Source organism: Pseudomonas sp. L-22-4S-12 (assembly GCF_009799935.1).
GTDB lineage: Bacteria > Pseudomonadota > Gammaproteobacteria > Pseudomonadales > Pseudomonadaceae > Aquipseudomonas.
In genome coordinates, this window is the sequence record NZ_WELL01000005.1 from 252093 (window position 1) to 275826 (window position 23734).

General features: G+C 66.1%; 24 protein-coding genes. 7 read left to right on the top strand and 17 right to left on the bottom strand.

What is annotated here, in order from left to right; all coding sequences use genetic code 11:
- Positions 1 to 7: 7 nt before the first annotated feature.
- Together F3I16_RS14225 and erdR are read right to left on the bottom strand one after the other, a co-directional pair.
- Entirely contained in the window at positions 8 to 373 is a 366-nt protein-coding gene (locus tag F3I16_RS14225; RefSeq protein ID WP_160494231.1) for a diacylglycerol kinase, read from the bottom strand.
- Positions 374 to 474: 101 nt separating this feature from the next.
- Entirely contained in the window at positions 475 to 1125 is a 651-nt protein-coding gene (gene erdR, locus F3I16_RS14230) for a response regulator transcription factor ErdR (protein ID WP_160488587.1), read from the bottom strand.
- A 143-nt stretch (positions 1126 to 1268) separates the two neighbouring features.
- Between erdR and F3I16_RS14235 the strand changes: the two genes are divergently transcribed.
- Positions 1269 to 2159, top strand: a complete 891-nt coding sequence (locus tag F3I16_RS14235; protein WP_160494232.1) for a DMT family transporter — start codon at positions 1269 to 1271, stop codon at positions 2157 to 2159.
- On the opposite strand, the gene F3I16_RS14240 is transcribed toward F3I16_RS14235, so the two are convergent.
- Positions 2156 to 2872 (bottom strand): tRNA-uridine aminocarboxypropyltransferase, encoded by a 717-nt coding sequence (locus tag F3I16_RS14240; protein WP_160494233.1) that lies wholly within the window; start codon positions 2870 to 2872, stop codon positions 2156 to 2158. The genes F3I16_RS14235 and F3I16_RS14240 overlap by 4 nt on opposite strands.
- 116 nt (positions 2873 to 2988) lie before the next feature.
- Between F3I16_RS14240 and F3I16_RS14245 the strand changes: the two genes are divergently transcribed.
- Positions 2989 to 3390, top strand: coding sequence for a quorum-sensing-regulated virulence factor family protein (locus F3I16_RS14245; RefSeq protein ID WP_160494234.1), 402 nt, complete (start codon positions 2989 to 2991; stop codon positions 3388 to 3390).
- Between the two features lie 9 nt (positions 3391 to 3399).
- On the opposite strand, the gene F3I16_RS14250 is transcribed toward F3I16_RS14245, so the two are convergent.
- Entirely contained in the window at positions 3400 to 3594 is a 195-nt protein-coding gene (locus tag F3I16_RS14250) for a hypothetical protein (RefSeq protein ID WP_160494235.1), read from the bottom strand.
- A 66-nt stretch (positions 3595 to 3660) separates the two neighbouring features.
- A complete protein-coding gene (locus F3I16_RS14255; RefSeq protein WP_160494236.1) occupies positions 3661 to 6066 on the bottom strand; it encodes a xylulose 5-phosphate 3-epimerase in 2406 nt (801 codons plus the stop codon).
- A 122-nt stretch (positions 6067 to 6188) separates the two neighbouring features.
- Here F3I16_RS14255 and F3I16_RS14260 point away from each other — a divergent pair, with 122 nt between their 5' ends.
- Both F3I16_RS14260 and F3I16_RS14265 read left to right on the top strand, forming a co-directional pair.
- Positions 6189 to 7592: an MBL fold metallo-hydrolase RNA specificity domain-containing protein gene (locus F3I16_RS14260; protein WP_160494237.1), complete on the top strand. Its 1404-nt coding sequence runs from the start codon at positions 6189 to 6191 to the stop codon at positions 7590 to 7592.
- Positions 7593 to 7784: 192 nt separating this feature from the next.
- Positions 7785 to 8864, top strand: coding sequence for an LOG family protein (locus F3I16_RS14265; protein ID WP_160494238.1), 1080 nt, complete (start codon positions 7785 to 7787; stop codon positions 8862 to 8864).
- 77 nt (positions 8865 to 8941) lie between these two features.
- Here the strand turns inward: F3I16_RS14265 and recX are convergent, their stop codons facing one another.
- From recX to F3I16_RS14280, 3 genes are all read right to left on the bottom strand, one after another.
- Entirely contained in the window at positions 8942 to 9406 is a 465-nt protein-coding gene (recX, locus tag F3I16_RS14270; protein WP_160494239.1) for a recombination regulator RecX, read from the bottom strand.
- 26 nt (positions 9407 to 9432) lie between these two features.
- Complete coding sequence (gene recA / locus F3I16_RS14275; RefSeq protein WP_160488596.1) at positions 9433 to 10482, bottom strand: recombinase RecA; 1050 nt, start codon at positions 10480 to 10482, stop codon at positions 9433 to 9435.
- A gap of 96 nt (positions 10483 to 10578) precedes the next feature.
- The gene (locus F3I16_RS14280) at positions 10579 to 11070 is read right to left on the bottom strand and encodes a CinA family protein (protein ID WP_160494240.1); all 492 of its coding nucleotides are present in this window, start codon (positions 11068 to 11070) and stop codon (positions 10579 to 10581) included.
- A gap of 78 nt (positions 11071 to 11148) precedes the next feature.
- Here F3I16_RS14280 and mutS point away from each other — a divergent pair, with 78 nt between their 5' ends.
- On the top strand, positions 11149 to 13716 hold the full coding sequence (mutS, locus tag F3I16_RS14285; RefSeq protein WP_160494241.1) for a DNA mismatch repair protein MutS: 2568 nt from the start codon (positions 11149 to 11151) through the stop codon (positions 13714 to 13716).
- Between the two features lie 140 nt (positions 13717 to 13856).
- Positions 13857 to 14180 (top strand): ferredoxin FdxA, encoded by a 324-nt coding sequence (fdxA, locus tag F3I16_RS14290; protein ID WP_017678218.1) that lies wholly within the window; start codon positions 13857 to 13859, stop codon positions 14178 to 14180.
- Between the two features lie 450 nt (positions 14181 to 14630).
- Here fdxA and rpoS read toward each other — a convergent pair whose 3' ends face one another.
- From rpoS to F3I16_RS14335, 9 genes are all read right to left on the bottom strand, one after another.
- Positions 14631 to 15638: an RNA polymerase sigma factor RpoS gene (rpoS, locus tag F3I16_RS14295; protein ID WP_160494242.1), complete on the bottom strand. Its 1008-nt coding sequence runs from the start codon at positions 15636 to 15638 to the stop codon at positions 14631 to 14633.
- Between the two features lie 198 nt (positions 15639 to 15836).
- Positions 15837 to 16652, bottom strand: coding sequence for a peptidoglycan DD-metalloendopeptidase family protein (locus F3I16_RS14300; RefSeq protein WP_160494335.1), 816 nt, complete (start codon positions 16650 to 16652; stop codon positions 15837 to 15839).
- A 111-nt stretch (positions 16653 to 16763) separates the two neighbouring features.
- A complete protein-coding gene (locus F3I16_RS14305; protein ID WP_160494243.1) occupies positions 16764 to 17702 on the bottom strand; it encodes a DUF368 domain-containing protein in 939 nt (312 codons plus the stop codon).
- A 22-nt stretch (positions 17703 to 17724) separates the two neighbouring features.
- Entirely contained in the window at positions 17725 to 18360 is a 636-nt protein-coding gene (locus tag F3I16_RS14310; protein WP_160494336.1) for a protein-L-isoaspartate(D-aspartate) O-methyltransferase, read from the bottom strand.
- 38 nt (positions 18361 to 18398) lie between these two features.
- The gene (gene surE, locus F3I16_RS14315; RefSeq protein ID WP_160494244.1) at positions 18399 to 19148 is read right to left on the bottom strand and encodes a 5'/3'-nucleotidase SurE; all 750 of its coding nucleotides are present in this window, start codon (positions 19146 to 19148) and stop codon (positions 18399 to 18401) included.
- Positions 19136 to 20194, bottom strand: coding sequence for a tRNA pseudouridine(13) synthase TruD (gene truD, locus F3I16_RS14320; protein WP_160494245.1), 1059 nt, complete (start codon positions 20192 to 20194; stop codon positions 19136 to 19138). Before truD ends, surE begins: the two co-directional genes overlap by 13 nt.
- Entirely contained in the window at positions 20191 to 20664 is a 474-nt protein-coding gene (gene ispF / locus F3I16_RS14325; RefSeq protein WP_160494246.1) for a 2-C-methyl-D-erythritol 2,4-cyclodiphosphate synthase, read from the bottom strand. The genes truD and ispF overlap by 4 nt, the downstream gene beginning before the upstream one ends.
- A 45-nt stretch (positions 20665 to 20709) precedes the next feature.
- Positions 20710 to 21555: an S-formylglutathione hydrolase gene (fghA, locus tag F3I16_RS14330; RefSeq protein ID WP_160494247.1), complete on the bottom strand. Its 846-nt coding sequence runs from the start codon at positions 21553 to 21555 to the stop codon at positions 20710 to 20712.
- Positions 21556 to 21609: 54 nt separating this feature from the next.
- Positions 21610 to 22722 (bottom strand): S-(hydroxymethyl)glutathione dehydrogenase/class III alcohol dehydrogenase, encoded by a 1113-nt coding sequence (locus F3I16_RS14335; RefSeq protein WP_160494248.1) that lies wholly within the window; start codon positions 22720 to 22722, stop codon positions 21610 to 21612.
- 113 nt (positions 22723 to 22835) lie between these two features.
- Between F3I16_RS14335 and F3I16_RS14340 the strand changes: the two genes are divergently transcribed.
- Entirely contained in the window at positions 22836 to 23732 is an 897-nt protein-coding gene (locus tag F3I16_RS14340; RefSeq protein ID WP_160494249.1) for a LysR family transcriptional regulator, read from the top strand.
- Positions 23733 to 23734 lie beyond the last annotated feature (2 nt).

Below are 23734 nucleotides of genomic sequence, written 5' to 3' on the forward strand. Positions count from 1 at the left end.
AAGCGCCTCAGCCGAGCAGGATCACCGCCCAGACCACGGCGATCAGGCTGAGGGAGACGAACTGCGCCGCGCTGCCCATGTCCTTGGCGTTCTTCGACAGCGGGTGGCGGTCCAGCGAGATGCGGTCGATCGCCGCCTCCACCGCCGAGTTGAACAGCTCGACGATCAGCGACAGCAGGCCCACGGCGATCATCAGCGCGCGTTCCACCGGGCTCACCTCGAGCCAGAAGGCCAGCGGCACCAGCACCACGTTGAGCAGCACCAGCTGGCGGAACGCGGCCTCGCCGGTGAAGGCGGCCCGCAGGCCGTCCAGCGAATAGCCGGCCGCATTGAGGATACGTTTCAGGCCGGTCTGGCCCTTGAATGGCGACATTGCTTGGTTACCTGAAGCTGGGGATGCCGGAGCTTAGGCCCGGCACGGTCAAAAAATCGTGAACAGGCCCGGCGCAGGTGGGGGCGGCAACGCCTGCGCCGTCACTGCCCGGGGATCGACTCCATCTGCTGCAGCAACAGCGCCGCCTGGGTGCGGGTGCGTACGCCGAGCTTGCGGAAGATCGCCGTGACATGGGCCTTGATGGTTGCTTCCGAGACGCTCAGCTCATAGGCGATCTGCTTGTTCAACAGGCCCTCGCAGACCATGGTCAGCACGCGGAACTGCTGCGGCGTGAGGCTGGCCAGCCCTTCGCTGGCGGCCTTGGCCTCGGCCGAGACACTGGCCGCCTCGGCGGACAACGGCGGCCACCAGACATCGCCGTCGAGCACCTGGCGCACGGCCTGCTGGATGGTCTCCAGCGAACTGGACTTGGGAATGAAGCCGCTGGCGCCGAACTCGCGCGAGCGCACCACCACGGCCGCCTCTTCCTGGGCCGAGACCATCACCACCGGCACCTGCGGGTATTGCCCGCGCAGCAGCACCAGGCCGGAAAAACCGTAGGCACCGGGCATGTTGAGGTCCAGCAGGACCAGGTCCCAGTCGCTTTTCTCGGCCAGGCGGGCTTCCAGCTCGGCGATGCTGGCCGCTTCCACCAGGCGCACATCCGGGCCCAGACCCAGGCTCAGCGCCTGTTGCAGGGCACTGCGGAACAGCGGGTGATCGTCAGCGATCAGAATTTCGTAAGCGGCCATTGGTATTCCCTGTTCTTGTTGTGGGCCGAAGCAATCCGGGCAGCACGGCGTTGCGAGCGGCGCCAAGCATGCCCAGCTGTGACGGGGTGGTCAAGTTGCACGCTTTGCGGCAAAGTCGCCCCTTTTTATTGCCGAGATTTCGCATGCCTAGCCAAGCCCTGCGCGCCGACCTGCTGATGTTACTCACCGCGATGATCTGGGGCTCCGCCTTCGTTGCGCAACGCCTGGGCATGGATGCCATCGGCCCCTTCCTCTACACCGGCCTGCGCTTCGCCCTGGCCACCCTCGCCGTGCTGCCGCTGGTGATCCTGCTCGGCCGCCGCGGCGCCACCAAGGCGCCGGAGCCGGTCAACCGCGGCCTGCTGTTCGGCGGCCTGGTCATGGGCCTGGCGCTGTCGCTGGGGATCAACCTGCAACAGGTCGGCCTGCTGTTCACCAGCGTGACCAACTCAGGCTTCATCACCGGCCTGTACGTGATCGTGGTGCCGCTGCTCGGCCTGTTCCTCGGCCACAAGACCGGCCTGGGCACCTGGCTGGGTGCCGGCCTGGCCGTGGCCGGGATGTTCCTGCTCAGCGTCGGCGAGGGCTTCCATGTCGCTTCCGGCGACTGGCTGCAACTGGCCGGCGCCTGCGTCTGGGGTGTGCACGTGCTGCTGGTGAGCTTTTTCGCCAGCCGCCACGACCCGCTGCGCCTGGCCCTGCTGCAGTTCGCCACCTGCGCGGTGATCAGTCTGATGCTGGCCCTGATCCTCGAGGAGATCAAGCTCGATGCCATCCTCGCCGCCGGCCCGGCCATCCTCTACGGCGGCCTGTTCGGCGTGGCGGTCGGTTTCACCCTGCAGGTGGTGGCGCAGAAGCATGCCATCGCCTCGCACGCGGCGATCATCCTGTCCCTGGAAGCGGTATTCGCCGCGATCGCCGGCGCCCTGTTCCTCGGCGAGGCGCTGGCGCTGAAGGGCTACTTCGGCTGCGCCCTGATGTTCGTCGGCATGCTGATTGCCCAGCTGTGGCCGAAGAAGGCCCTGGCCAACTAGTCCTGGAGGAAGGCCTTGACGGCCAGGTGGGCGGGGCTCTGTTCGTCCACCGGCCAGCGGTGCTTGGCGCCCAGGTAGCGCTCGCTGAACAGGTCCAGCCAGGCATCCAGGGCCCGGGCCGCGCGCGGCTCGCCGCCCAGTTCCAGGCACAGCGCCGCCACCTCCGCGGTGCACAGGTGCTCCTCGCGCTTGGAGCGCCGCAGGCGGTAGCGCGACAGCTGCTCCGGCTGCAGGCTGAGCACCGGGAAGCGATCCAGGTAGGGGCTCTTGCGAAACATCTTGCGCGCCTCGGTCCAGGTCGCATCGAGCAGAATGAACAGCGGGCGCTTGCCCGGCGCCGCCGGCAACTCGCCGATCACCCGCGGCGGCGCCGCATATTCGCCGGGGAACACCACGCAGGGCTGCCACTGCGGGTCGTCGAGCAACGCCAGCAGGCCGGGATCGACCGCCGTACGCTGCCAGGTGAAGGCAAAGGTATCGGCCACCAGATCGGCGATCAGCCAACCGGTGTTGCTCGGCTTCAGCGCCTCGACATCGTGCATCAGCAGGCACACGCCGGCGCGCACCTCGACCTGCGGCTTCCAGGCGCACAGGCAGTAGTTGCCCAGCACCCGGCACTGCGGGCAGCGCGGCGCACGCGAGCCGCGCGCGACAAAGGGCTTGAGGCTGCGCGCCAGGCGTTCGGCACGGAGCCGGGCAACGGCATGGGTCATCGGGAAACCTGCGGACAAAGGCATGGGGCGCGCAAGTCTAGAGTAAGATGGCACGCGACTGAACCGGCCCGGCCAAGGCCGGTCGAAGGATTCAGCCTTATTTGTGGAGATTGTTCATGCTGCGCCTCGCTTCCCTGCTCGCCCTCAGCCTTGCCCTGCCTGTCGCTCACGCGGCCTCCCTGAAGGATTACGAGCTGACCCGCATGCTCGGCCAGGTCGCCAAGGACAGCAGCGTCGGCACCCCGCGGGCGATCAACGAGGACATTCTCGACCAGGGCTACACCGTGCAAGGCAACGAGCTGGTCAACCACCTCAGCGTGCGCAGCGCCCACGCGGCGCAGATGCGCGGCAACCCGGACGCCGTGCGCCAGCAACTGGCCAACAGCGTCTGCAGCAACACCGGCTACCGCCAGTTGCTGGCGCGCGGCGCGGTGCTGCGCTACGAATTCAGTGAATACCAGAGCAACCGCCCGGTGACCACCGAGCGCTTCAGCAAGGCCGATTGCGGCCTGCAGTAAGCCGCCGGCTCACGCCTGTTCGGTGCGCGGCGGCTCCTCGTTCGCGCGCAGTTCGGCCAGCAGCGCCTCCATGTAACGGGAGCGCCGCGCGCCTCCCTCCAGGCGCCGCCGACATTCGTCGGCCAGGCTCAAGCCATTGCTGCCGGCGGCTTGCACCAGCAGGCGATACAGATCGAGATCCAGCTCCAGTACCAACTTGGGCATACCTGCCCCTCCCATCCCTGAGTCAATCCACACCGACTCGCGCCGGCTAGCGGCCCTGCCCTCGGCTCAGCGCAGGCAGGCCGGGTCACCCTCGCCCTGCACCGCCGCACGTTCCTGCGCGCTCAGCAGCTCGTCCAAGCCTATCCCCAGCAACTCGCTGGCGGCCAGCAGCACATGGGCCCAGCTGCAGCGGTTGGCGAACAGCATGCCCGCCTCGTCCAGCGTGCCGCCGCGGTTGCAGTAGCCCAGCACGCGCTGCCGAGCGGCATCGCCGAGGATCGGCCAGAGATGGCCGCGTGCCACTTCCGGGCGCATGTGGCTCAGCAGTATGCGCCGGCCATGGCGCTGCGGGAACAGCCGCTCCAGCGTCGCCCCATCCGCCACCGCGGCGGCCTCCCAGACATCGCGCGGGGCGCGGAAACGTCCCGGCTCCTGCAGGTAGATCAGCTGCCAGGCGTGCCCGGCCGCCGTCAGGCGCAGCGCCGCGCGGCGCATCTCGGCCAGCTGGTAGCTGCCACAGGCGATCAGCAGCAGCGGATCGGCACCCGGCGCCTGCTCCAGCAGGATCGCGCCGTCGCGCGCCAGGTCTTCGGCCTGCTGGCGATCGAACTGGACGGGGCGCTCGCGCTTGGGCACCACCAGGCAGGCCAGCTGGCCGCGCGCCTGGTAGATCGCCGGCAGCAGGGCCAGCAGCGCATTGTGGTCGGCGGGAAACAGCACCCGCACCATGTCGCTCATTTCGCCGAGCAGGGCCTCGCAGAACGTGGTGTCCTGGTGCGACTGCTGGTTCTTGCCATTCTCCCAGGTGTGCGAGGTGGCGACCAGCGGCCAGCCGAGCCAGCCGGCCGGACGCCCGACCTCCTTCTGCTGGCGGGCGAAGATCAGGCTCTGGCGCACCGCGCCGAGCATTTTCACGCAGAAGGCCTCGTAGCTGGCGACCAGGTTCAGGCCACCCTGGTTGGCCAGGCAGGCGGAGACCACCGCCTCCTCGTTGAGCGCGGTGATGATCGCGCCCTGCACATCTTCCAGCTCGCACTCCGGGTTGCTGACCCTGTGCTTGAGCGCCTTTAGCACGCCGCCCAGGCGGTTGCTGGCCAGCTCGTCCGGATTGCCGACCCGCGGCCGCAGCCCCGGGTTGGCCTGCACCAGGTCGACGAAGAAGCGGTCCAGGGCGGCCATCGGCGAACAGCTCTGCGCCTGGTAATGCAGCGCGGGCAGCTGCGGCAGTGGTGGCTGGCGCACGGCCAGGGCGTGCTCGCGCTCGGCCGGGCGCGCACTGCGCGAGGTGATGAACAGCGCGCAGGCCTGCGCCAGCTCGTTCGGCGCCACCCACAGCTGCGCCGCATGCTGGTTGAACAGCGCCCGGGCCGCGGCATCCCCGTGCGGGTTGGCCGGCAGCGGCAGGTTGTGCGCGGCATTGCTGCCGGCGCCGTAGAAACCGAAGCCCTTCTGCGTTTCGGCGATGCCGTAGGGCATCGGCAGCGGGTAATGGAGAATCTGGTTGTGCAGTTCCTGCACGCGATGGCCGAGGCGCTGTTCCATCTCCCACAGCGCGCAGGCAAATGCCGCCGGGTCGCGGCCGTCGAAGCTCAACGGGTCGAAGCCGCAGCGCTGCAGGTGCTGGCGGAAACCGTCCAGCCCCTCATGGGTGCCCAGTTCGGTGCGCTGTTCGATGCGCCGGCCATTGGCGATCATCACCGGCAGCGCCACCCCGCAATCCTCGGCACGCCACCAGCGCGGCATCCAGTCGCTGCCGCGCTGTTCTTCGGCCGCGCCATCGGAGAGGAACGCCACCAGCTTCTCGCCGGGCAGCGGCATATGGGTGTACTGCAACTCGGCGAAGCCGAGGTAGCCGCCCTCGGCAATGCCGCCGCCGGTGTGCGGGTTGACGTGACTGCCCAGCGGTACGCCCGGGCCGCCGTCCGGGGCCTGTGCATAGCTGTAGAAATCGGCCACCAGGCGGCTCATCCCGGCCTCGTCGCGGCTGTAGCGCTGGGCCTGCTGCGGATGCTGGTTGGCGGTGAGCAGGTTGAGCGCCTCGATGGCCGCCACGCAGTGGCCCTGGCCCATCAGCCAGCCGCGGGTCTCGCCGCTCAGGGCATTCAGGGCCAGATAGCCGGCGTAGGCCGGCACCATGTTCAGCGCGCCGCCGGTGTGCCCCTCGGGCTGCGCCTTGAAGTCCTCGGCCGACAGGGCCGTACCATCCACGCGCACGCGCCGGGCGTAGGTCATGTGCACCACCAGCCACAGCCCGGCGGCATTCAGTCGATCCAGCGCCCGCATGAAGCGGTAGACGCTGGCCAGGTCGGGCTGCCGGCCGGCCTGCACCAGCTGATGAGCCAGGCGGTAGACGGCCGCCTGGGTCGCTGGGCTATGCTGAACAGGGCCGTAACCTTGCTGCCATTCGGCAAAGGCAGGCTCGTGCAGAGCATGCTCGGTCAGCTCGGCGATACTGGGAATGATCTGGGACATGGCCTGGCTCCTGACATTTCTAGCAGTCTATAACAGGCAATGGTGCCCCGGCTGACCTGCATCAAGACCGGGCCGCGGCCGGCACGCCAGACTCTGTCCATTCACTCTGCAAGGATACTTCCATGGCTCTGCTCAGCTTCCTCGGCGCCATTCAACAAGTCACCGGCTCCTGCTACCTGATCGAAAGCCGTGACGGTGCCCGCGTCTTGCTCGACTGCGGCCTGCGCCAAGGTCGTCGTGAGGAAGAGCAAGGCAACTATGAGCCCTTCGCCTTCGACCCGCTGAGCCTGGACGCCGTGGTGATCTCCCACGCCCACCTCGACCATACCGGCCTGCTGCCCAAGCTGGCCGCCAGCGGTTACCGCGGGCCGATCTTCGCCACCGACGCCACCTGCGAGCTGATGGAGTTGATGCTGCTGGACGCCGCGCACATCCAGGAAAATGACGCCGAGTGGGAAAACAAGTGGCGCGCGCGCCAGGGCAAGGCGCCGATCAAACCGCTGTACACCACCCGGGATGCCGAGCAGGCACTCAAGCTGCGCCGCCCCCTCGTCTATGGCCAGACCCACGAGGTGGCCAAGGGCGTGCAGGTCACCTTCCACGATGCCGGGCATATCCTCGGCTCGGCCATCGTCGAGATCGAAGTCCAGGACCACCACCTGAAACGCCACTTGGTGTTCTCCGGCGATCTGGGCAACGACTGCTCGCCGCTGATGCGCGACCCGAGCTTTCTCAGCAAGGCCGACGTGGTGCTGCTGGAGTCCACCTATGGCGATCGTGACCACCGTTGCAGCAGCGACACGATCGAAGAACTCGCCGAGATCCTGCAGAAGGCCCACCGCGAAGGCGGCAACGTGCTGATCCCGTCCTTCGCGGTCGGCCGCACCCAGGACCTGATCTACTACCTCGGCCGCTTCTACCAGGAAGGCCGCCTGCCGCAGCAGGCCGTGTTCCTCGACAGCCCCATGGCGATCCGCGCCAACGCCATCTACTCGCGCTTCCATGAGCAATTCGCGCCCGAGGACCGCGCGATCCTGGCCGCCAAGGGCGTCAAACGGGTCGAAGACTGGCTGCCGATCCTGCGCTGCACGCCCACCCCGGAAGACTCCATGGCGATCAACCGGATCAAGAGCGGCGCCATCATCATCGCCGGCAGCGGCATGTGCACCGGCGGGCGCATCGTCCACCACTTCAAGCACAACCTCTGGCGCAGCGAGTGCCACCTGGTGTTCCCCGGCTTCCAGGCCGCCGGCACCCTGGGCCGCAGCATCGTCGACGGCGCCACCTCGGTGAAGGTGCTGCACCAGCGCATCGCGGTCAAGGCGCAGATCCACACCCTGGGCGGCTTCTCCGCCCATGCCGGGCAATCGCAGCTGCTCGACTGGGTCGGCCACTTCGACCATCACCCGGAGCTGTACCTGGTGCACGGCGAACTGGAGAAGATGCAGGCGCTGCAGCAGGCCCTGCGCGAGAAGCTCAACTGGATCGCCAACATCCCCGAGCCCGGCGAACAGATCGCCCTCTGACCCCGCCCCACGCCGCTAGCCCGCTGCCGCGGGCTCCAGCCGATCAATCCGGTTACAAAAGCCAGGTAGCGTCATGCAACCTGCGGCACCGTTCGTCCGTCAAACCGTCACGAGCCCAGCCATACTCAGCATAGGGTCGGGCGTTTCAAGGATGTGAAATGACCCGGACCGCATCAAGCAAGGAGAAATAACATGCCTTATGAATCGGACGACTATCTATCCAGGCACTTCCAAACCGGCGGGATCGACCTGGCCGACAAGATCGAGGAACTCGCCAGCCTGGTGGTACCACCTGCCAGCCCCAACCTACCGCTGTACCAGGAAATGCTCACCACCGTGGTGCGCATGGCCCAGGCCGACCGCAACCGCTGGGACGCCAAGATCATGCTGCAGACCCTGCGCGAAATGGAGCACGCCTTCAGCGCCCTGGAACAGTTCAAGCGCCGGCGCAAGGTCACGGTGTTCGGCTCCGCCAGAACCCCCAGCGACCATCCCGCCTACCAGCTGGCCCGCGAACTGGGGCAGACCCTGGCCCACCTCGACCTGATGGTGGTCACCGGCGCCGGTGGCGGCATCATGGCGGCGGCCCATGAAGGCGCCGGCCTGGAGAACAGCCTCGGTTTCAACATCACCCTACCCTTCGAACAGGGCGCCAACGCCACCGTGCATGGCAGCGACAACCTGCTGTCGTTCCACTTCTTCTTCCTGCGCAAGCTGTTCTTCGTCAAGGAGGCCGACGCCCTGGTGCTCTGCCCCGGCGGTTTCGGCACTCTGGACGAGGCCCTGGAGGTCCTGACCCTGATCCAGACCGGCAAGAGCCCGCTGGTGCCCATCGTTCTGCTCGACGAACCGGGCAGCAACTATTGGGAAGAAGCCCTGCGCTACATCCGCGAGCAGCTGCTGGAGCGGCGCTACATCCTGCCCAGCGACATGCAGCTGATGCGCCTGGTGCACAGCGCCCAGGAAGCCGGCCAGGAAATCGCCCGCTTCTACCGCAATTACCACTCGACCCGCTGGCTCAAGGGCAGCTTCGTGATCCGCATGAACCACCCGCTCAACGATGCGGCGCTGCGGGTACTGAACAAGGAGTTTGCCGACCTGTGCCTGAGTGGCGGCTATCTGCAGCAGGGCTATTGCGAGGCGGAAAGCGACGAGCCGGAGTTCTGCGAGCTGACGCGCCTAGCTTTCCGCTTCAATGCCCGCGACCACGGCCGCCTGCGCGAGCTGGTCGACTTCATCAACCTGCCGCAGAACTGGGCGCAGAACAGCTGAGGCGCAGATCTGCCGCCAACCGAGGATCGTCTAAAAAAGAAAGCCCGGGGTCGGGGAGCGCCGGGCTTAAAGGGGATTCAGTCCAGATCGGCGCCGCGCAACAGGCGGCCGATCTGTTCCTGGGAAAAACCGCGATAGGCGAGAAACCGCCCCTGCTTGGCTCGCTCGCGGGCATCGACGGGCAACTGGCCGGCAAACTTGCGCTGCCAGAGTTCGCGCAACTGCGCCGACCAGTCGACATCGGCGCCAGCCAGGGCCTGTTCGATCGCCGCACGCGGCAGGCCGCGCTGCACCAGCTCCTCACGGATGCGCAAGGGGCCGAAGCCGGAGCGGGCCTTGCTGCCGACGAAACTGTCGAGGTAACGCGTCTCCGACAGCAAGCCTTCCTCGGCCAGGCGATCGAGGGCGCTGTCGATCAGCTCCTGCGGTGCGCCGCGCTGGCGTAGCTTGCGCGTCAGCTCGACACGCCCATGCTCGCGCCGCGCCAGCAGGTCCATCGCCGTGCGGCGTACCGCCACCAGGGTATCGAGCATCGCCGCCATATCGAAACGCTACCGGCTGCAGAGGATCAGGCGTCGATATCGGCCAGGTCGTCGGCATCGGCGGTGCTTTCGGCACGGGCCGGGCCGGAGGCCACCAGCAGCTTCTCGCGGATGATCTTCTCGATGGCGCTGCCGACTTCCGGGTTGTCTTCCAGGTACTTGGCCGAGTTGGCTTTGCCCTGGCCGATCTTGTTGCCCTGGTAGCTGTACCAAGCGCCCGACTTCTCGATCAGGCCGAGCTGCACGCCGAGGTCGATGACTTCGCCGGTGCGGTAGATGCCCTTGCCATAGAGAATCTGGAATTCGGCCTGGCGGAACGGCGGCGCCACCTTGTTCTTCACCACCTTGACGCGGGTTTCGCTGCCGACCACTTCGTCGCCTTCCTTCACCGCGCCGGTACGGCGGATGTCCAGGCGCACCGAGGCGTAGAACTTGAGGGCGTTGCCACCGGTGGTGGTTTCCGGGCTGCCGAACATCACGCCGATCTTCATGCGGATCTGGTTGATGAAGATCACCAGGCAATTGGCGTTCTTGATGTTGCCGGTGATCTTGCGCAGCGCCTGGCTCATCAGGCGGGCCTGCAGGCCGACGTGCATGTCGCCCATCTCGCCTTCGATTTCGGCCTTCGGTACCAGAGCGGCCACGGAGTCGACGATGATCACGTCGACGGCGTTGGAGCGCACCAGCATGTCGGTGATTTCCAGGGCCTGTTCGCCGGTATCCGGCTGCGACACCAGCAGGTCATCGACATTAACGCCGAGCTTGCCGGCGTAGTCCGGGTCGAGGGCGTGTTCGGCGTCGACGAAGGCGCAGGTGGCGCCGAGCTTCTGTGCTTCGGCGATCACCGACAGGGTCAGGGTAGTCTTACCCGAGGATTCCGGGCCATAGATCTCGACGATCCGGCCTTTCGGCAGGCCGCCGATGCCGAGGGCGATGTCGAGGCCCAGGGAACCGGTGGAAATGGCCGGAATCGCTTGGCGCTCATGGTCGCCCATGCGCATCACGGCGCCCTTGCCGAACTGCTTCTCGATCTGGCCCAGGGCTGCCGCCAGCGCGCGCTTCTTGTTGTCGTCCATTTCCATCCTCACGTGATCAAGGGGAGCCGACCGCTCACCAACAACTGTATAAGTAGACAGTAGTATTCCATAAGGCAAGTCGCTCGCCTACCCCTGTCAGGGTTTTTCTCCTGCCGTCAGTCGGAGCACGCCCTGCAGCGCGCGCTCGACCGTCTGCCGGCGTACTGCGCTGCGGTCGCCGGCAAACTGACAGCGCCGGCTGTACAGCTGTTCGGCATCGCTCCAGGCCAGCCAAACGGTGCCCACCGGTTTGTCCGGCGAGCCGCCATCGGGGCCGGCCACGCCGCTGACCGCCACGGCGAAACGCGCCCCGCTGTGCTGCCGGGCGCCGCGCACCATGGCCTCGACCACCTCCTGGCTGACCGCGCCGACACGCTCGAACAATTCGGCCGGCACCCCCAGCTGGACGGTTTTCTGGCGATTGGAATAGGTGACATAGCCGGCCTCGAACCAGGCCGAGCTGCCGGCAATGCGGGTGATCGCCTCGGCAATCCCGCCACCGGTACAGGACTCGGCGGTGCTGACCTGGGCGTGTGCGGCTTGCAGCGCCTGCCCCAGGCGGGCGGCCAATGCAGTTAGGGAATCCATATACGCTCCGGGGTTAAGCGGGTTCGGCGGATACCGTACACTACGCGACTTTGTGAATTAAGCCGGAAAGCCAGAACCATGAGCGATCTCTCCGCCCACACGCCGATGATGCAACAGTACTGGCGACTGAAAAATCAGCACCCCGACCAGCTGATGTTCTACCGCATGGGCGACTTCTACGAGATCTTCTACGAGGACGCGAAGAAAGCCGCGGCGCTGCTCGATATCACCCTGACCGCACGCGGCTCGTCAGCCGGCCAGGCAATCCCGATGTGCGGCATTCCCCACCACTCGGCCGAGGGCTACCTGGCCAAGCTGGTCAAGCTCGGCGAGTCGGTGGTGATCTGCGAGCAGATCGGCGACCCGGCCACCAGCAAGGGCCCGGTCGAGCGCCAGGTGGTGCGCATCATCACCCCCGGCACCATCAGCGACGAGGCGCTGCTCGACGAGCGCCGCGACAACCTGCTGGCCGCCGTACTGGGTGACGAGCGCCTGTTCGGCCTGGCCACCCTGGACATCACCAGCGGCCGCTTCACCGTGCAGGAACTCAAGGGCTGGGAAAACCTGCTGGCCGAAGTGGAACGCCTGAGCCCGGCCGAACTGCTGATCCCCGACGACTGGCCGCAGGGCCTGCCACTGGACAAACGCCGCGGCACCCGCCGCCGCGCGCCCTGGGACTTCGACCGCGACAGCGCGCGCAAGAGCCTGTGCCAACAGTTCGCCACCCAGGACCTGAAAGGTTTCGGCTGCGAACAGCTGACCCTGGCCATCGGCGCCGCCGGCTGCCTGCTCGGCTACGCCAAGGAAACCCAGCGCACCGCCCTGCCGCATCTGCGCAGCCTGCGCCACGAGCGCCTGGACGACACGGTGATCCTCGACGGTGCCAGCCGGCGCAACCTGGAGCTGGACACCAACCTCGCAGGCGGGCGCGACAACACCCTGCAATCGGTGGTCGACCGCTGCCAAACCGCCATGGGTTCGCGCCTGCTGACCCGCTGGCTGAACCGCCCGCTGCGCGATCCTGCCGTGCTGGAAGGCCGCCAGGACTCCATCGCCTGCCTGCTCGACCGCTACCAGTTCGAGCTGATCCAGCCGCAGCTCAAGGACATCGGCGACATCGAGCGCATCCTCGCCCGTATCGGCCTGCGCAACGCCCGCCCGCGCGACCTGGCGCGCCTGCGCGATGCCCTCGCCGCCCTGCCGCAACTGCAGGACGGCATGGCCAAGCTGGACGTGCCGCACCTGGCCGAGCTGGCGGTGAACATCCGCACCTACCCGGAACTGGCCGACCTGCTGGCCCGCGCCATCATCGACAACCCGCCGGCGGTGATCCGCGACGGCGGCGTGCTGAAGACCGGCTACGATGCCGAGCTGGACGAGCTGCAGTCGCTGAGCGAGAACGCCGGCCAGTACCTGATGGACCTGGAAGTACGCGAGAAGGCCCGCACCGGTCTGGCCAACCTCAAGGTCGGCTACAACCGCGTGCACGGCTACTTCATCGAACTGCCGAGCAAGCAGGCCGAATCGGCGCCGGCCGACTACATCCGCCGCCAGACCCTGAAAGGCGCCGAGCGTTTCATCACCCCGGAGCTGAAGGAATTCGAGGACAAGGCGCTGTCGGCCAAGAGCCGCGCTCTGGCCCGCGAGAAACTGCTGTACGACGAACTGCTGGAACGCCTGATCGGCCACCTGGCGCCGCTGCAAGACACCGCTGCGGCCCTGGCCGAGCTGGATGTGCTGAGCAACCTGGCCGAGCGCGCGCTGAACCTCGACCTCAATCGCCCGCGCTTCGTCGAAGAGCCGTGCATGCGCATCAGCCAGGGTCGCCACCCGGTGGTCGAGCAGGTGCTGGATACGCCGTTCGTGGCCAACGATCTGGGCCTGGACGACAACACGCGCATGCTGATCATCACCGGCCCGAACATGGGCGGTAAGTCGACCTACATGCGCCAGACCGCGCTGATCGTGCTGCTCGCCCATATCGGCAGCTTCGTCCCGGCGGCCAGCTGCGAGCTGTCGCTGGTCGACCGCATCTTCACCCGCATCGGCTCCAGTGACGACCTGGCCGGCGGCCGCTCGACCTTCATGGTGGAAATGAGCGAAACCGCCAACATCCTGCACAACGCCAGCGAACGCAGCCTGGTACTGATGGACGAAGTCGGCCGCGGCACCAGCACCTTCGACGGCCTGTCACTGGCCTGGTCGGCCGCGGAACAGTTGGCCAGCCTGCGCGCCTGGACCCTGTTCGCCACCCACTACTTCGAGCTGACCGTGTTGCCCGAAAGCCAGCCGGTGGTGGCCAACGTCCACCTCAACGCCACCGAGCACAACGAGCGCATCGTCTTCCTGCATCACGTGCTGCCCGGCCCGGCCAGCCAGAGCTACGGCCTGGCGGTGGCGCAGCTGGCCGGCGTGCCGGCACCGGTGATCGCCCGCGCCCGCGAGCACCTGGCGCGTCTGGAAACCACCAGCCTGCCCCACGAAACACCGCGCCGTGCACCTGGCCAACCAGCCGCGCCGCTGCAGAACGACCTGTTTGCCAGCCTGCCGCACCCGGTGTTGGAGGAATTGGCCAAGATCAATCCCGATGATCTGACACCGCGCCGGGCCCTGGAGCTGTTATATACATGGAAGACGCGCATCTAACGCCAAGCGGCGCAAGCTGATAGAATCGCGCGCAATTTTACGACTGCCCGGTTTACAGCCTGAGCCGCGGCCAATTACAGAGCACCTGCAAGCCCTGCGCAGAAAGGGATCAGGCCGCCGCCCGAGGAGAGAATCGAACCATGACCTTCGTCGTTACCGACAATTGCATCAAGTGCAAATACACCGACTGCGTGGAAGTCTGCCCGGTTGACTGCTTCTATGAAGGCCCGAACTTCCTGGTGATCCACCCGGACGAGTGCATCGACTGCGCCCTGTGCGAGCCGGAATGCCCGGCTCAGGCGATCTTCTCCGAAGACGAGGTGCCGGAAGACCAGCAGGAGTTCATCGAACTGAACGCCGACCTGGCCGAAGTCTGGCCGAACATCACCGAGAAGAAAGAAGCCCTGCCAGACGCCGAAGAGTGGGATGGCGTGAAGGACAAGCTGCAGCATCTGGAGCGCTAAGCGCTTTCGCTACAATGCAAAAGGCCCGCACGATGCGGGCCTTTTGCTGTGTGCAGCTTTTCTGCGGGCAAAAAAAGGGGCGGTGATTAACCGCCCGCTCTTTTTTCCCTACTCCCTCTGTTTCCTGCTCATCATGCTGATGAACCGCATCCTGCGGTGGTTCCCGACCCTCGTCCCTGACGGCCTGTGCATTTCCCTTTGCACGGGGTTCATAGTAGCGCCTCGCACCGCGCGAACAAGACCCTTCAGCCAGCCTGGACAGGTGTGAACACAGCGTCTCACTAAAAAATAAATCAATAAATATCAGTAGCTTATAAATAATCAGCGACTAGAAGCGGCGCGTTTCCTGCGCCACACGCCTGCGATCTCCTACAGCTCGCGTAAGCAATGGCTTACATGAGCGCGCACAAAAAACCCGGCCGAGGCCGGGTTCTTGTTGGCGCGCAGGCATCACTGGAACAGCGCATCGCTCGACAGGCCGTTCTTCTCGAGGATCTCGCGCAGGCGCTTGAGCGCCTCGACCTGGATCTGCCGCACCCGCTCGCGGGTCAGGCCGATTTCCTGGCCGACTTCCTCCAGGGTGCAGCTCTCATGGCCACGCAGGCCGAAGCGGCGGATCACCACCTCACGCTGCTTGTCGGTGAGTTCCGACAGCCATTGGTCGATGCTCTGCGAGAGGTCGTCGTCCTGCAGCAGTTCGCAGGGATCGGTCGGCTTCTCGTCGGTCAGGGTATCGAGCAGGGTCTTGTCCGAATCCGGGCCCAGGGAAACATCCACCGAAGTCACCCGTTCGTTGAGGCCGAGCATGCGCTTGACCTCGTTCACCGGCTTTTCCAGCAGGTTGGCGATCTCCTCCGCCGAGGGTTCGTGATCAAGCTTCTGCGTCAGCTCGCGGGCCGCACGCAGGTAGACGTTGAGTTCCTTGACCACATGGATCGGCAGGCGAATCGTACGGGTCTGGTTCATGATCGCCCGTTCGATGGTCTGGCGAATCCACCAGGTCGCATAGGTCGAGAAGCGGAAGCCGCGCTCGGGGTCGAACTTCTCCACCGCGCGGATCAGCCCGAGATTGCCCTCCTCGATCAGATCCAGCAGCGACAGCCCCCGATTGACATAGCGTCGGGCGATCTTCACCACCAGGCGCAGGTTGCTTTCGATCATGCGCTTGCGCCCCGCGGGGTCGCCCTTCTGCGCCAGACGCGCGAAGTGCACTTCTTCCTGAGGGGTCAGTAGCGGGGAAAAGCCGATTTCGTTGAGATAGAGCTGAGTGGCGTCGAGCGCCCGGGTGTAATCGATGTACTTGTGCTGCTTGAGACTAGTGGTCGAGTTTCTGGATTTGGCGCTGGAGATGGGTAGCTCGGAATCCTCGCTTAACGCATCGTCCAGGACGAGACCGGGCTCCATGAGCAGCACGTCATCGTCGACGTCAAACTCCGGCGCTTCTTTATTGAGTGCCATTGTTGTTGTCCTTTGCTGAGTTCGACAACAAGCCCCGGCGGCGCCCAGTCCGTTTCGCATCAGGGAGATCGGCCCCCCACGCCTGTCGCAAGACAGACCTGTCGCCGCTCACTGCATACCTGATGGAAAAACGATCAAATCCCTGGCAACACCCGAGCCCGTTCCTCCCACGTCAATGGAACAGGCTTGCTCGCAAGGTCAGCGACGAGGCAGATATTGCAGGGGGTCTACGGGCTTACCCTGACGGCGAATCTCGAAATGGAGTTTCACCCGGTCGGCTCCCGTGGAGCCCATCTCGGCGATAGTCTGTCCGACTTTGACCTGCTGCCCCTCCCGCACCAGTAGCCTACGGTTATGTCCGTAAGCACTTACGTAGGTATCGCTGTGCTTGATGATCACCAGTTCGCCGTAGCCCCGTAAACCACTTCCGGCGTACACAACGGAACCATCAGACGCAGCCAAAACAGGCTGGCCCAATTCCCCTGCGATATCAATTCCTTTATTCAAACTGCCGTTTGAGGAGAATTTGCCGATCAGCACGCCGTTGGTCGGCCAGGCCCAGCCCTTGGCCGAGCGGGCAACCGGCTCGATTTTGCCAGGCGCCGGGGTGGCCGCCAGCGGGGGTTTGCCGGCCGTCACCGGCTGGGATGGCGTGGTGGCCGTCGCCGGTTGTGGCGGGCGGCTGGCCGCCTGCGTGGCCGGTACGACCACGGCCGGCCGGCTCGCCTGAGCCACGCTCGGCGCGCCGGCGCCAGGCTGATCGAAGCGGATGATCTGCCCCGGTCGGATCACGAACGGCGCAGCGATGTTGTTGCGCGCCGCCAGCGCCTTCCAGTCCCAGCCGAAACGGAAGGCGATGGAATAGAGGGTATCGCCGCGCTGCACGATGTATTGCCCGCCGCGGGCCTGGGGACGCTGCTGCGCCTGGCCGCCCGCGCCATGATTGCGATCGACCACCTGCACCTGCGTGGAAGAGGTGCTGCTGCAACCCGCCAGCGCGACAGCGAAAACCATTGCGCCCAGACCGAACAACCCGGGAAGGCGAGTTCGCTGTAGTTTGGCTATGAGTCTCACCCCGTGCTCCTATTGCCGGTGCTTCTTCGATTGGCGGCCATTGTGCCGCAATTATTCGCTGGAACCAGCCGTTCGCTGCTTGCGCCCGGCCAGCCATTCCAGCCCCAGCACCAAGACCACACCACCGATGGCAAGAAGGATGGCCAGCCAGAGCTGGGCATCCTGGCCATTGAGCTGAGCGAACTGGACAGGCAGCAGGTTGTCCTGCAGCAGTGGCGTCTGCTGTCCATGACTGTCGGTACGCCAAGTCAGCGTCTGCTTCCACGGCCAGACCTTGTTCAGCGAACCAAGCATCAGGCCGACCAGGAACGCCAGGGTCAGATCGCGCCAGCGTGCCAGCAGCCAGCTGAGCAGACGGGAAAAACTCAGGATGCCAACCAGGCAGCCGGCAGCGAAAACTGCCAGCACGCCGATATCCAGGGTCTTTACCGCGCCCAGCACCACGGCATACAGGCCCATCAGCACAAGCAGAAAACTGCCGGAGATACCCGGCAAAATCATCGCGCAGATGGCAATGGCCCCGGCCATGAACAGGCTCAGGGGATCACTACCCCACTGCACCGGCGAGGCCACGGTGATCCACCAGGCGAAGGCAACGCCCAGCACGAAGCTGACCAGGCGCGTCCAGTTCCAGCGCGTGATCTCGCGTGCCACCAGGTGACTGGACACCAGGATCAGACCGAAGAAGAACGACCAGACCGGTATGGGATGCTCGGCCAGCAGCCAGGTGATCAGCCGCGCCAGGCTGAAGACGCTGGTCAGGATGCCGCTCAGCAGCGCCAGCAGGAAGGTCGCGTTGGCCATCTGCCAGGCTTTGACGATGCGCCCGCGCAGCAACTGCAACAAGGCTTCCGGAACGCTGGCAATCGAACGAAGCAGCTCATCGTAGATGCCGCTGATAAAAGCCACGGTACCGCCGGAAACGCCCGGCACCACATCGGCGGCCCCCATCGCGATACCCTTGGCGAAGAGCAGCAGGTAATTTTTCATACAGCTTTCCTTGGCAGATCGGTCAGGCCACCGGGCCGTTGAGCAGCGGCACGAAACGCACCGCATCCAGCACATGCCGGGAGTAACCGTCTTCTTCGCGGACGATCAGCAGCAGTTCCTGCACATCGCCGGCGCCGACCGGAATCACCAGACGCCCGCCCAGGGCCAGCTGTTCGAGCAACGCCTGCGGCACTTCGGCGGCGGCCGCGGTGACGATGATGCCGTGGTACGGGCCCAGGGCGTTCCAGCCCTCCCAGCCATCGCCCCAGCGGAACACCACGTTGCGCAGATTGAGTTCGGCCAGACGCTCCTTGGCCCGCTCCTGCAGACTCTGGATGCGCTCGACCGAGAACACCCGCTCGACCAGTTGCGCCAACACGGCGGTCTGGTAGCCGGAGCCGGTGCCGATCTCCAGCACCTTGTCCAGCGGCCCGGCCGCCAGCAGCAGCTCGGTCATCCGGCCGACCATGTACGGCTGGGAGATGGTCTGGTTGTGGCCGATGGGCAGCGCGGTGTCCTCATAAGCGCGGTGCGCCAGCGCCTCGTCGACGAACAGGTGACGCGGGGTGCGGCGAATGACCTCCAGCACGCTCGGATTGGACAGGCCTTCCTCGTACAGGCGCTCGATCAGCCGCTCGCGGGTACGCTGCGAGGTCATGCCGATGCCGTGGCGCTGCAGATGATCCTGGCCGCGCATCAGAGCAGGCCCTCCAGCCAGCCTTCGAGGCTGGCGAAGGCATCGTTGAAGGTACGATCGAGCTGCAGCGGAGTGATCGACACGTAGCCCTGCATCACTGCATGGAAGTCGGTACCCGGGCCGCCATCCTCGGCGTCGCCGGAAATCGAGATCCAGTAGCCTTCCTTGCCACGCGGGTTGACCACCTTGACCGGTGCTGCCGCACGAGCACGATGGCCCAGGCGGGTCAGCTGGATGCCGCGGATACGCTCCAGCGGCAGGTTGGGCACGTTGACGTTGAGCACGCTGCGCGGCGGCAGATCGAGCTGCTCATGGGCCTCGACCAGCTTGCGGGCGAAATAGGCGGCGGTCGGCAGGTTGTCCGGCTGGCGCGACAGCAGGGAAAAGGCGAATGCCGGACGACCGAGGAAGCGCCCTTCCAGGGCCGCGGCGACGGTGCCGGAATACAGCACGTCGTCGCCCAGGTTGGCGCCCAGGTTGATCCCCGACACCACCATCTCCGGCACCTGCTCGAACAGGCCGTTGAGGCCCAGGTGCACGCAGTCGGTCGGCGTGCCATTGAGGGCGATATAGCCGTTGGGCAGGCGCGTCGGATGCAACGGGCGGTCGAGGGTCAGCGAGCTGCTGGCGCCGCTCTTGTCCTCGGCCGGGGCAACGATCACACACTCGGCATAGTCATCCAGCGCGCCATGCAGCGCGGCGATGCCGGGTGCCATCACCCCGTCGTCGTTGGAAATCAGAATTCGCATGGATTATCCGTCTGCCCTGCCGGCAGTAGATCGACCAGTTCGCGCACCACCATGGTGGCGAAGCATCCGGCCGGCAGGACGAAGTGCAGTTGCAGAATGTCAGGCTCCGGATAATGCCACGACAAGCCGCCGATGGGGAGGCGCAGGATACGCCGTTCGTGCGCCATGCCCGCTTCGACCAGCCAGTCCGCCAGGGCCTGCTCACTCGCCGCCACGCCCTGTTCCAGCGCGTGCGCCGCGCCGGCCGCGGGCGACGGCCCGCTGCCCCACAGCGGGCCGGTGGGGTGCAGGTCGAGAATGGCCAGGCGCGGGTCCGTGCACTCGGCCTCGCCGGCCATGAAGAAGCTGCGGCTGTCGGTGAAGGCCAGCAGATCGCCGACCGCGACCCGGTTCCAGTTGCCCGCCGCCACCCGCTCGGCCAGCACCCGGTTGAATAGGTAGCTGCGCGCCGCCGAAAGCAGGCGCGAGCGTAGGTTGCGCTGCTCCGGCAGCTCGTGGCGCTCGGCGAACTGGCGCGCCTCAAAGACATTGCCGCCCTGGAAGCCGAAACGCTGCAGGCCGTAGTAGTTGGGCACGCCCTGGACCTGGATCTGCTGCAGGCGCTGTTCCAGCGCCTCCTTGTCGCCGTCGAACTGGGTCAGGCGTAGGGTGAAGCCGTTGGCCGAATGGGCGCCGCGCTGCAGTTTGCGCGAGTGCCGCGTGGTCTTGAGGATGCTCAGGCTATGGCCTTCGGCAGCGCTCAGGTCGGGATCGGCCTTGCCCGGCAGGTGCAGGCTGAACCACTGGCGGGTCAGCGCCTGGCGATCCTTCAGTCCGGCGTAGCTGATGTTGCGTTGCGACACGCCGGCCGCGCGGGCCAGGCGGCGCGCCGCCTCCTCGGTATTCAGCCCGCGCTTCTCCACCCACAGCCACAGGTGTTCGCCCTGGCCGGACAGCGGGATGTCGAGCACTTCGTCGACCTGGAAGTCTTCCGCGGTGGCCTTGAGCACGGCGCGCCCGCAGGCCTCGCCATGGGCGCGCGGGCCGAGCAGCTGCAATTCGTTCATGCCTTCACCAACAGCGCCACGGCATGTACCGCGATGCCTTCCTCGCGCCCGGTGAAGCCGAGCTTCTCGGTGGTGGTGGCCTTGACGTTGACCTGATCCGGCTCGACCTGCAGGTCGGCGGCGATCAGAGCGCGCATGGTCTCGATATGCGGCGCCATCTTCGGCGCCTGGGCCACTATGGTGGCGTCGACGTTGCCGACCAAATAACCCTTGGCGTGGATCAGGCCGAGCACATGGCGCAGCAGCGCACGGCTGTCGGCGCCCTTGAAGGTCGGGTCGGTATCGGGGAAGTGCTTGCCGATATCGCCCAGCGCCGCGGCGCCGAGCAGCGCGTCGCTGAGTGCGTGCAGCAGTACGTCGCCATCGGAATGAGCAACAAGACCGAATTTGTGCGGGATGCGCACGCCGCCGAGGGTGATGAAATCGCCCGCGCCGAAGCGGTGCACGTCGTAGCCGTGGCCGATACGCATAGAAAGAAAACGCCCTGAATGAGTCAGGGCGTGATTCTAACCGGATCAGTCTCTTAACGCCGCCGCATGATGACGCAGATGATCATCGATGAAGCTGGCGATAAAGTAGTAGCTGTGGTCGTAGCCCGGCTGCAGACGCAGGGTCAGCGGATGGCCCGCGGCCTTGGCCGCCACTTGCAGCGCCTCGGGCTTGAGCTGGCTGGCGAGGAAGTCGTCGCGGTCGCCCTGATCGACCAGGATCGGCAACTTCTCTGCGGCGCCTGCCAGCAGCGCACAGGCATCCCACTCGCGCCAGCGCGAACGATCATCGCCCAGGTAGTTGGAAAACGCCTTCTCGCCCCAGGGGCACTCGCTCGGGTTGCTGATCGGTGCGAAGGCCGACAGCGAGCGGTAGCGCCCGGGATTGCGCAAGGCGCAGACCAGCGCGCCGTGGCCGCCCATGGAGTGACCGCTGATGCCGCGCCGGTCCGACACCGGGAAGTTGGCCTCGATCAGCGCCGGCAGCTCGTGCACCACGTAGTCGTGCATGCGGTAATGCCGCGCCCAGGGCTCCTGGCTGGCGTTGAGGTAGAAGCCGGCGCCGAGGCCGAAGTCCCAGGCGCCCTGCGGATCGCCCGGCACCTCGGCGCCGCGCGGGCTGGTGTCCGGGGCGACTATGACCAGGCCCAGCTCGGCGGCCAGACGCTGGGTCCCTGCCTTTTGCATGAAGTTCTCGTCAGTACAGGTCAGGCCGCTCAGCCAGTACAGCACCGGCAGCCGGGCGCCCTGCTCGGCCTGCGGCGGCAGGTACACGGCGAAGACCATATCGCAATTCAGTGTGCTGGAACGATGCCGGTAGCGCTTGTGCCAGCCACCACAACTCTTGTTGCTGGAGACGATGTCCAGGCTCATGGGCAATCCTCGAATGCACCAGCGCCCGGGCGACAACCCGGGCGCCGTTTGCGCTTAGAAGTGGATGACGGTGCGGATGCTCTTGCCTTCGTGCATCAGGTCGAAGGCCTGGTTGATCTCGTCGAGCGGCAAGTTATGGGTGATGAAGGTGTCCAGCGGAATCTCGCCCTTCTGCGCCTTCTCCACATAGCTCGGCAGCTCGGTGCGGCCACGCACGCCGCCGAAGGCCGAACCGCGCCAGACGCGCCCGGTCACCAACTGGAACGGCCGGGTGCTGATTTCCTCGCCGGCACCGGCCACGCCGATGATCACCGACTCGCCCCAGCCCTTGTGCGCGCACTCCAGCGCGGCGCGCATCAGCTTGACGTTGCCGACGCACTCGAAGCTGTAGTCGACGCCGCCATCGGTCATCTCGATGATCACGTCCTGGATCGGCTTGTCATGATCCTTGGGATTGACGAAGTCGGTGGCGCCCAGCTCGCGAGCCACCTCGAACTTGGCCGGGTTGATGTCGATGGCGATGATGCGACTGGCCTTGGCCATCTTGGCGCCGATGATCGCCGCCAGGCCGATGCCGCCCAGGCCGAAGATCGCCACGGTGGCGCCCTCCTCCACCTTGGCGGTATTGAGCACCGCGCCGATGCCGGTGGTGACGCCGCAGCCGAGCAGGCAGACCTTTTCCAGCGGCGCCTCCTTGGGGATTTTGGCCAGGGAGATTTCCGGCAGCACGGTGTACTCGGAGAAAGTCGAGCAGCCCATGTAGTGGTAGATCGGCTGGCCCTGGTAGCTGAAGCGGCTGGTGCCATCCGGCATCAGGCCCTTGCCCTGGGTGGCGCGCACTTTCTGGCACAGGTTGGTCTTGCCGGACTTGCAGAATTTGCACTCGCGGCACTCGGCCGTGTACAGCGGGATCACGTGGTCGCCCACCGCCAGCGAGGTCACACCCTCGCCCACCGCCTCGACTATGCCGCCGCCTTCGTGGCCGAGGATGGTCGGGAACACGCCCTCGGAATCGGCGCCGGACAGGGTGTAGGCATCGGTATGGCAGACGCCGCTGGCGACGATGCGCACCAGCACTTCGCCGGCCTTGGGCGGCGCCACATCCACTTCGACGATTTGCAGCGGCTGGTTCGGGGCGAAAGCCACGGCGGCGCGGGACTTGATCATGGAGGTTCTCCGACTGGCTGATGGAAAGTGGCGCTGAGTGTAGATCAGTGCGTTTTGCTGGATAATCAGCCGCCAAGCAAAACATTATTGCCAACCAGGGATAATCCACTCATATGAACCGCTGGGAAGGCCTGGATGAATTCGTCGCAGTCGCCGAGTGCGGCCAGTTCAGCGCCGCCGCCGAGCGCCTGGGGCTGTCGTCTTCGCAGGTCAGCCGCCAGGTCGCCAAGCTGGAAGAGCGCCTGCAGACCCGCCTGTTCTACCGCAGTACGCGCAAGGTCGCGCTAACCGAGGCCGGACAGACCTTTTTGCAGCATTGCCAGCGCCTGCAGGACGCCCGCGAGGAAGCCCTGCGCGCGGTCGGCGACCTGGCCGGCGAGCCCAAGGGCCTGCTGCGCATGACCTGCGCGGTGGCCTATGGCGAGCGCTTCATCGTGCCGCTGGTCAACGACTTCATGCAGCGCCATCCGCAGTTGCGGGTGGAGATCGAACTGAGCAACCAGACCCTCGACCTGCTGCATGGCGGCCTCGACCTGGCCATCCGCCTCGGTCGCCTGCAGGACTCGCGCATGCTCGCCACGCGCCTGGCGCCACGGGTCATGCACCTGTGCGCGGCGCCGGCCTATCTGGAGCGCTACGGGCGACCGCATTCGCTGTCGGAACTGGCACGGCACAACTGCCTGATCGGCAGCAGCGACAGCTGGAGCTTCCAGCAGGACGGTCGTGAACTGGCGCTACGGGTGCAGGGCAACTGGCGCTGCAACAGCGGCGAGGCGGTGCTGGATGCGGCGCTGCGCGGCTTCGGCCTGTGCCAGTTGCCCGACTACTACGTGCAGGCGCACCTGCGCAGCGGCGCGCTGGTCGACCTGCTGGCCCAGCACCGGCCGCCGCATACCGCGGTGTGGGCGCTGTATCCGCAACAACGGCATCTGTCGCCCAAGGTGCGCCAGCTGGTCGATCTGCTCAAGGAAGGCCTGGCGCAAAGGTCGGAATATCAAGAGCTGTCGTAGGG

Coding starts and splice junctions, on each gene's coding strand:
- F3I16_RS14225 (WP_160494231.1), bottom strand. CDS start 373: ATGTCGCCATTCAAGGGCCAGACCGGCCTGAAACGTATCCTCAATGCG.
- erdR (WP_160488587.1), bottom strand. CDS start 1,125: ATGGCCGCTTACGAAATTCTGATCGCTGACGATCACCCGCTGTTCCGC.
- F3I16_RS14235 (WP_160494232.1), top strand. CDS start 1,269: ATGCCTAGCCAAGCCCTGCGCGCCGACCTGCTGATGTTACTCACCGCG.
- F3I16_RS14240 (WP_160494233.1), bottom strand. CDS start 2,872: ATGACCCATGCCGTTGCCCGGCTCCGTGCCGAACGCCTGGCGCGCAGC.
- F3I16_RS14245 (WP_160494234.1), top strand. CDS start 2,989: ATGCTGCGCCTCGCTTCCCTGCTCGCCCTCAGCCTTGCCCTGCCTGTC.
- F3I16_RS14250 (WP_160494235.1), bottom strand. CDS start 3,594: ATGCCCAAGTTGGTACTGGAGCTGGATCTCGATCTGTATCGCCTGCTG.
- F3I16_RS14255 (WP_160494236.1), bottom strand. CDS start 6,066: ATGTCCCAGATCATTCCCAGTATCGCCGAGCTGACCGAGCATGCTCTG.
- F3I16_RS14260 (WP_160494237.1), top strand. CDS start 6,189: ATGGCTCTGCTCAGCTTCCTCGGCGCCATTCAACAAGTCACCGGCTCC.
- F3I16_RS14265 (WP_160494238.1), top strand. CDS start 7,785: ATGCCTTATGAATCGGACGACTATCTATCCAGGCACTTCCAAACCGGC.
- recX (WP_160494239.1), bottom strand. CDS start 9,406: ATGGCGGCGATGCTCGATACCCTGGTGGCGGTACGCCGCACGGCGATG.
- recA (WP_160488596.1), bottom strand. CDS start 10,482: ATGGACGACAACAAGAAGCGCGCGCTGGCGGCAGCCCTGGGCCAGATC.
- F3I16_RS14280 (WP_160494240.1), bottom strand. CDS start 11,070: ATGGATTCCCTAACTGCATTGGCCGCCCGCCTGGGGCAGGCGCTGCAA.
- mutS (WP_160494241.1), top strand. CDS start 11,149: ATGAGCGATCTCTCCGCCCACACGCCGATGATGCAACAGTACTGGCGA.
- fdxA (WP_017678218.1), top strand. CDS start 13,857: ATGACCTTCGTCGTTACCGACAATTGCATCAAGTGCAAATACACCGAC.
- rpoS (WP_160494242.1), bottom strand. CDS start 15,638: ATGGCACTCAATAAAGAAGCGCCGGAGTTTGACGTCGACGATGACGTG.
- F3I16_RS14300 (WP_160494335.1), bottom strand. CDS start 16,652: ATGGTTTTCGCTGTCGCGCTGGCGGGTTGCAGCAGCACCTCTTCCACG.
- F3I16_RS14305 (WP_160494243.1), bottom strand. CDS start 17,702: ATGAAAAATTACCTGCTGCTCTTCGCCAAGGGTATCGCGATGGGGGCC.
- F3I16_RS14310 (WP_160494336.1), bottom strand. CDS start 18,360: ATGACCTCGCAGCGTACCCGCGAGCGGCTGATCGAGCGCCTGTACGAG.
- surE (WP_160494244.1), bottom strand. CDS start 19,148: ATGCGAATTCTGATTTCCAACGACGACGGGGTGATGGCACCCGGCATC.
- truD (WP_160494245.1), bottom strand. CDS start 20,194: ATGAACGAATTGCAGCTGCTCGGCCCGCGCGCCCATGGCGAGGCCTGC.
- ispF (WP_160494246.1), bottom strand. CDS start 20,664: ATGCGTATCGGCCACGGCTACGACGTGCACCGCTTCGGCGCGGGCGAT.
- fghA (WP_160494247.1), bottom strand. CDS start 21,555: ATGAGCCTGGACATCGTCTCCAGCAACAAGAGTTGTGGTGGCTGGCAC.
- F3I16_RS14335 (WP_160494248.1), bottom strand. CDS start 22,722: ATGATCAAGTCCCGCGCCGCCGTGGCTTTCGCCCCGAACCAGCCGCTG.
- F3I16_RS14340 (WP_160494249.1), top strand. CDS start 22,836: ATGAACCGCTGGGAAGGCCTGGATGAATTCGTCGCAGTCGCCGAGTGC.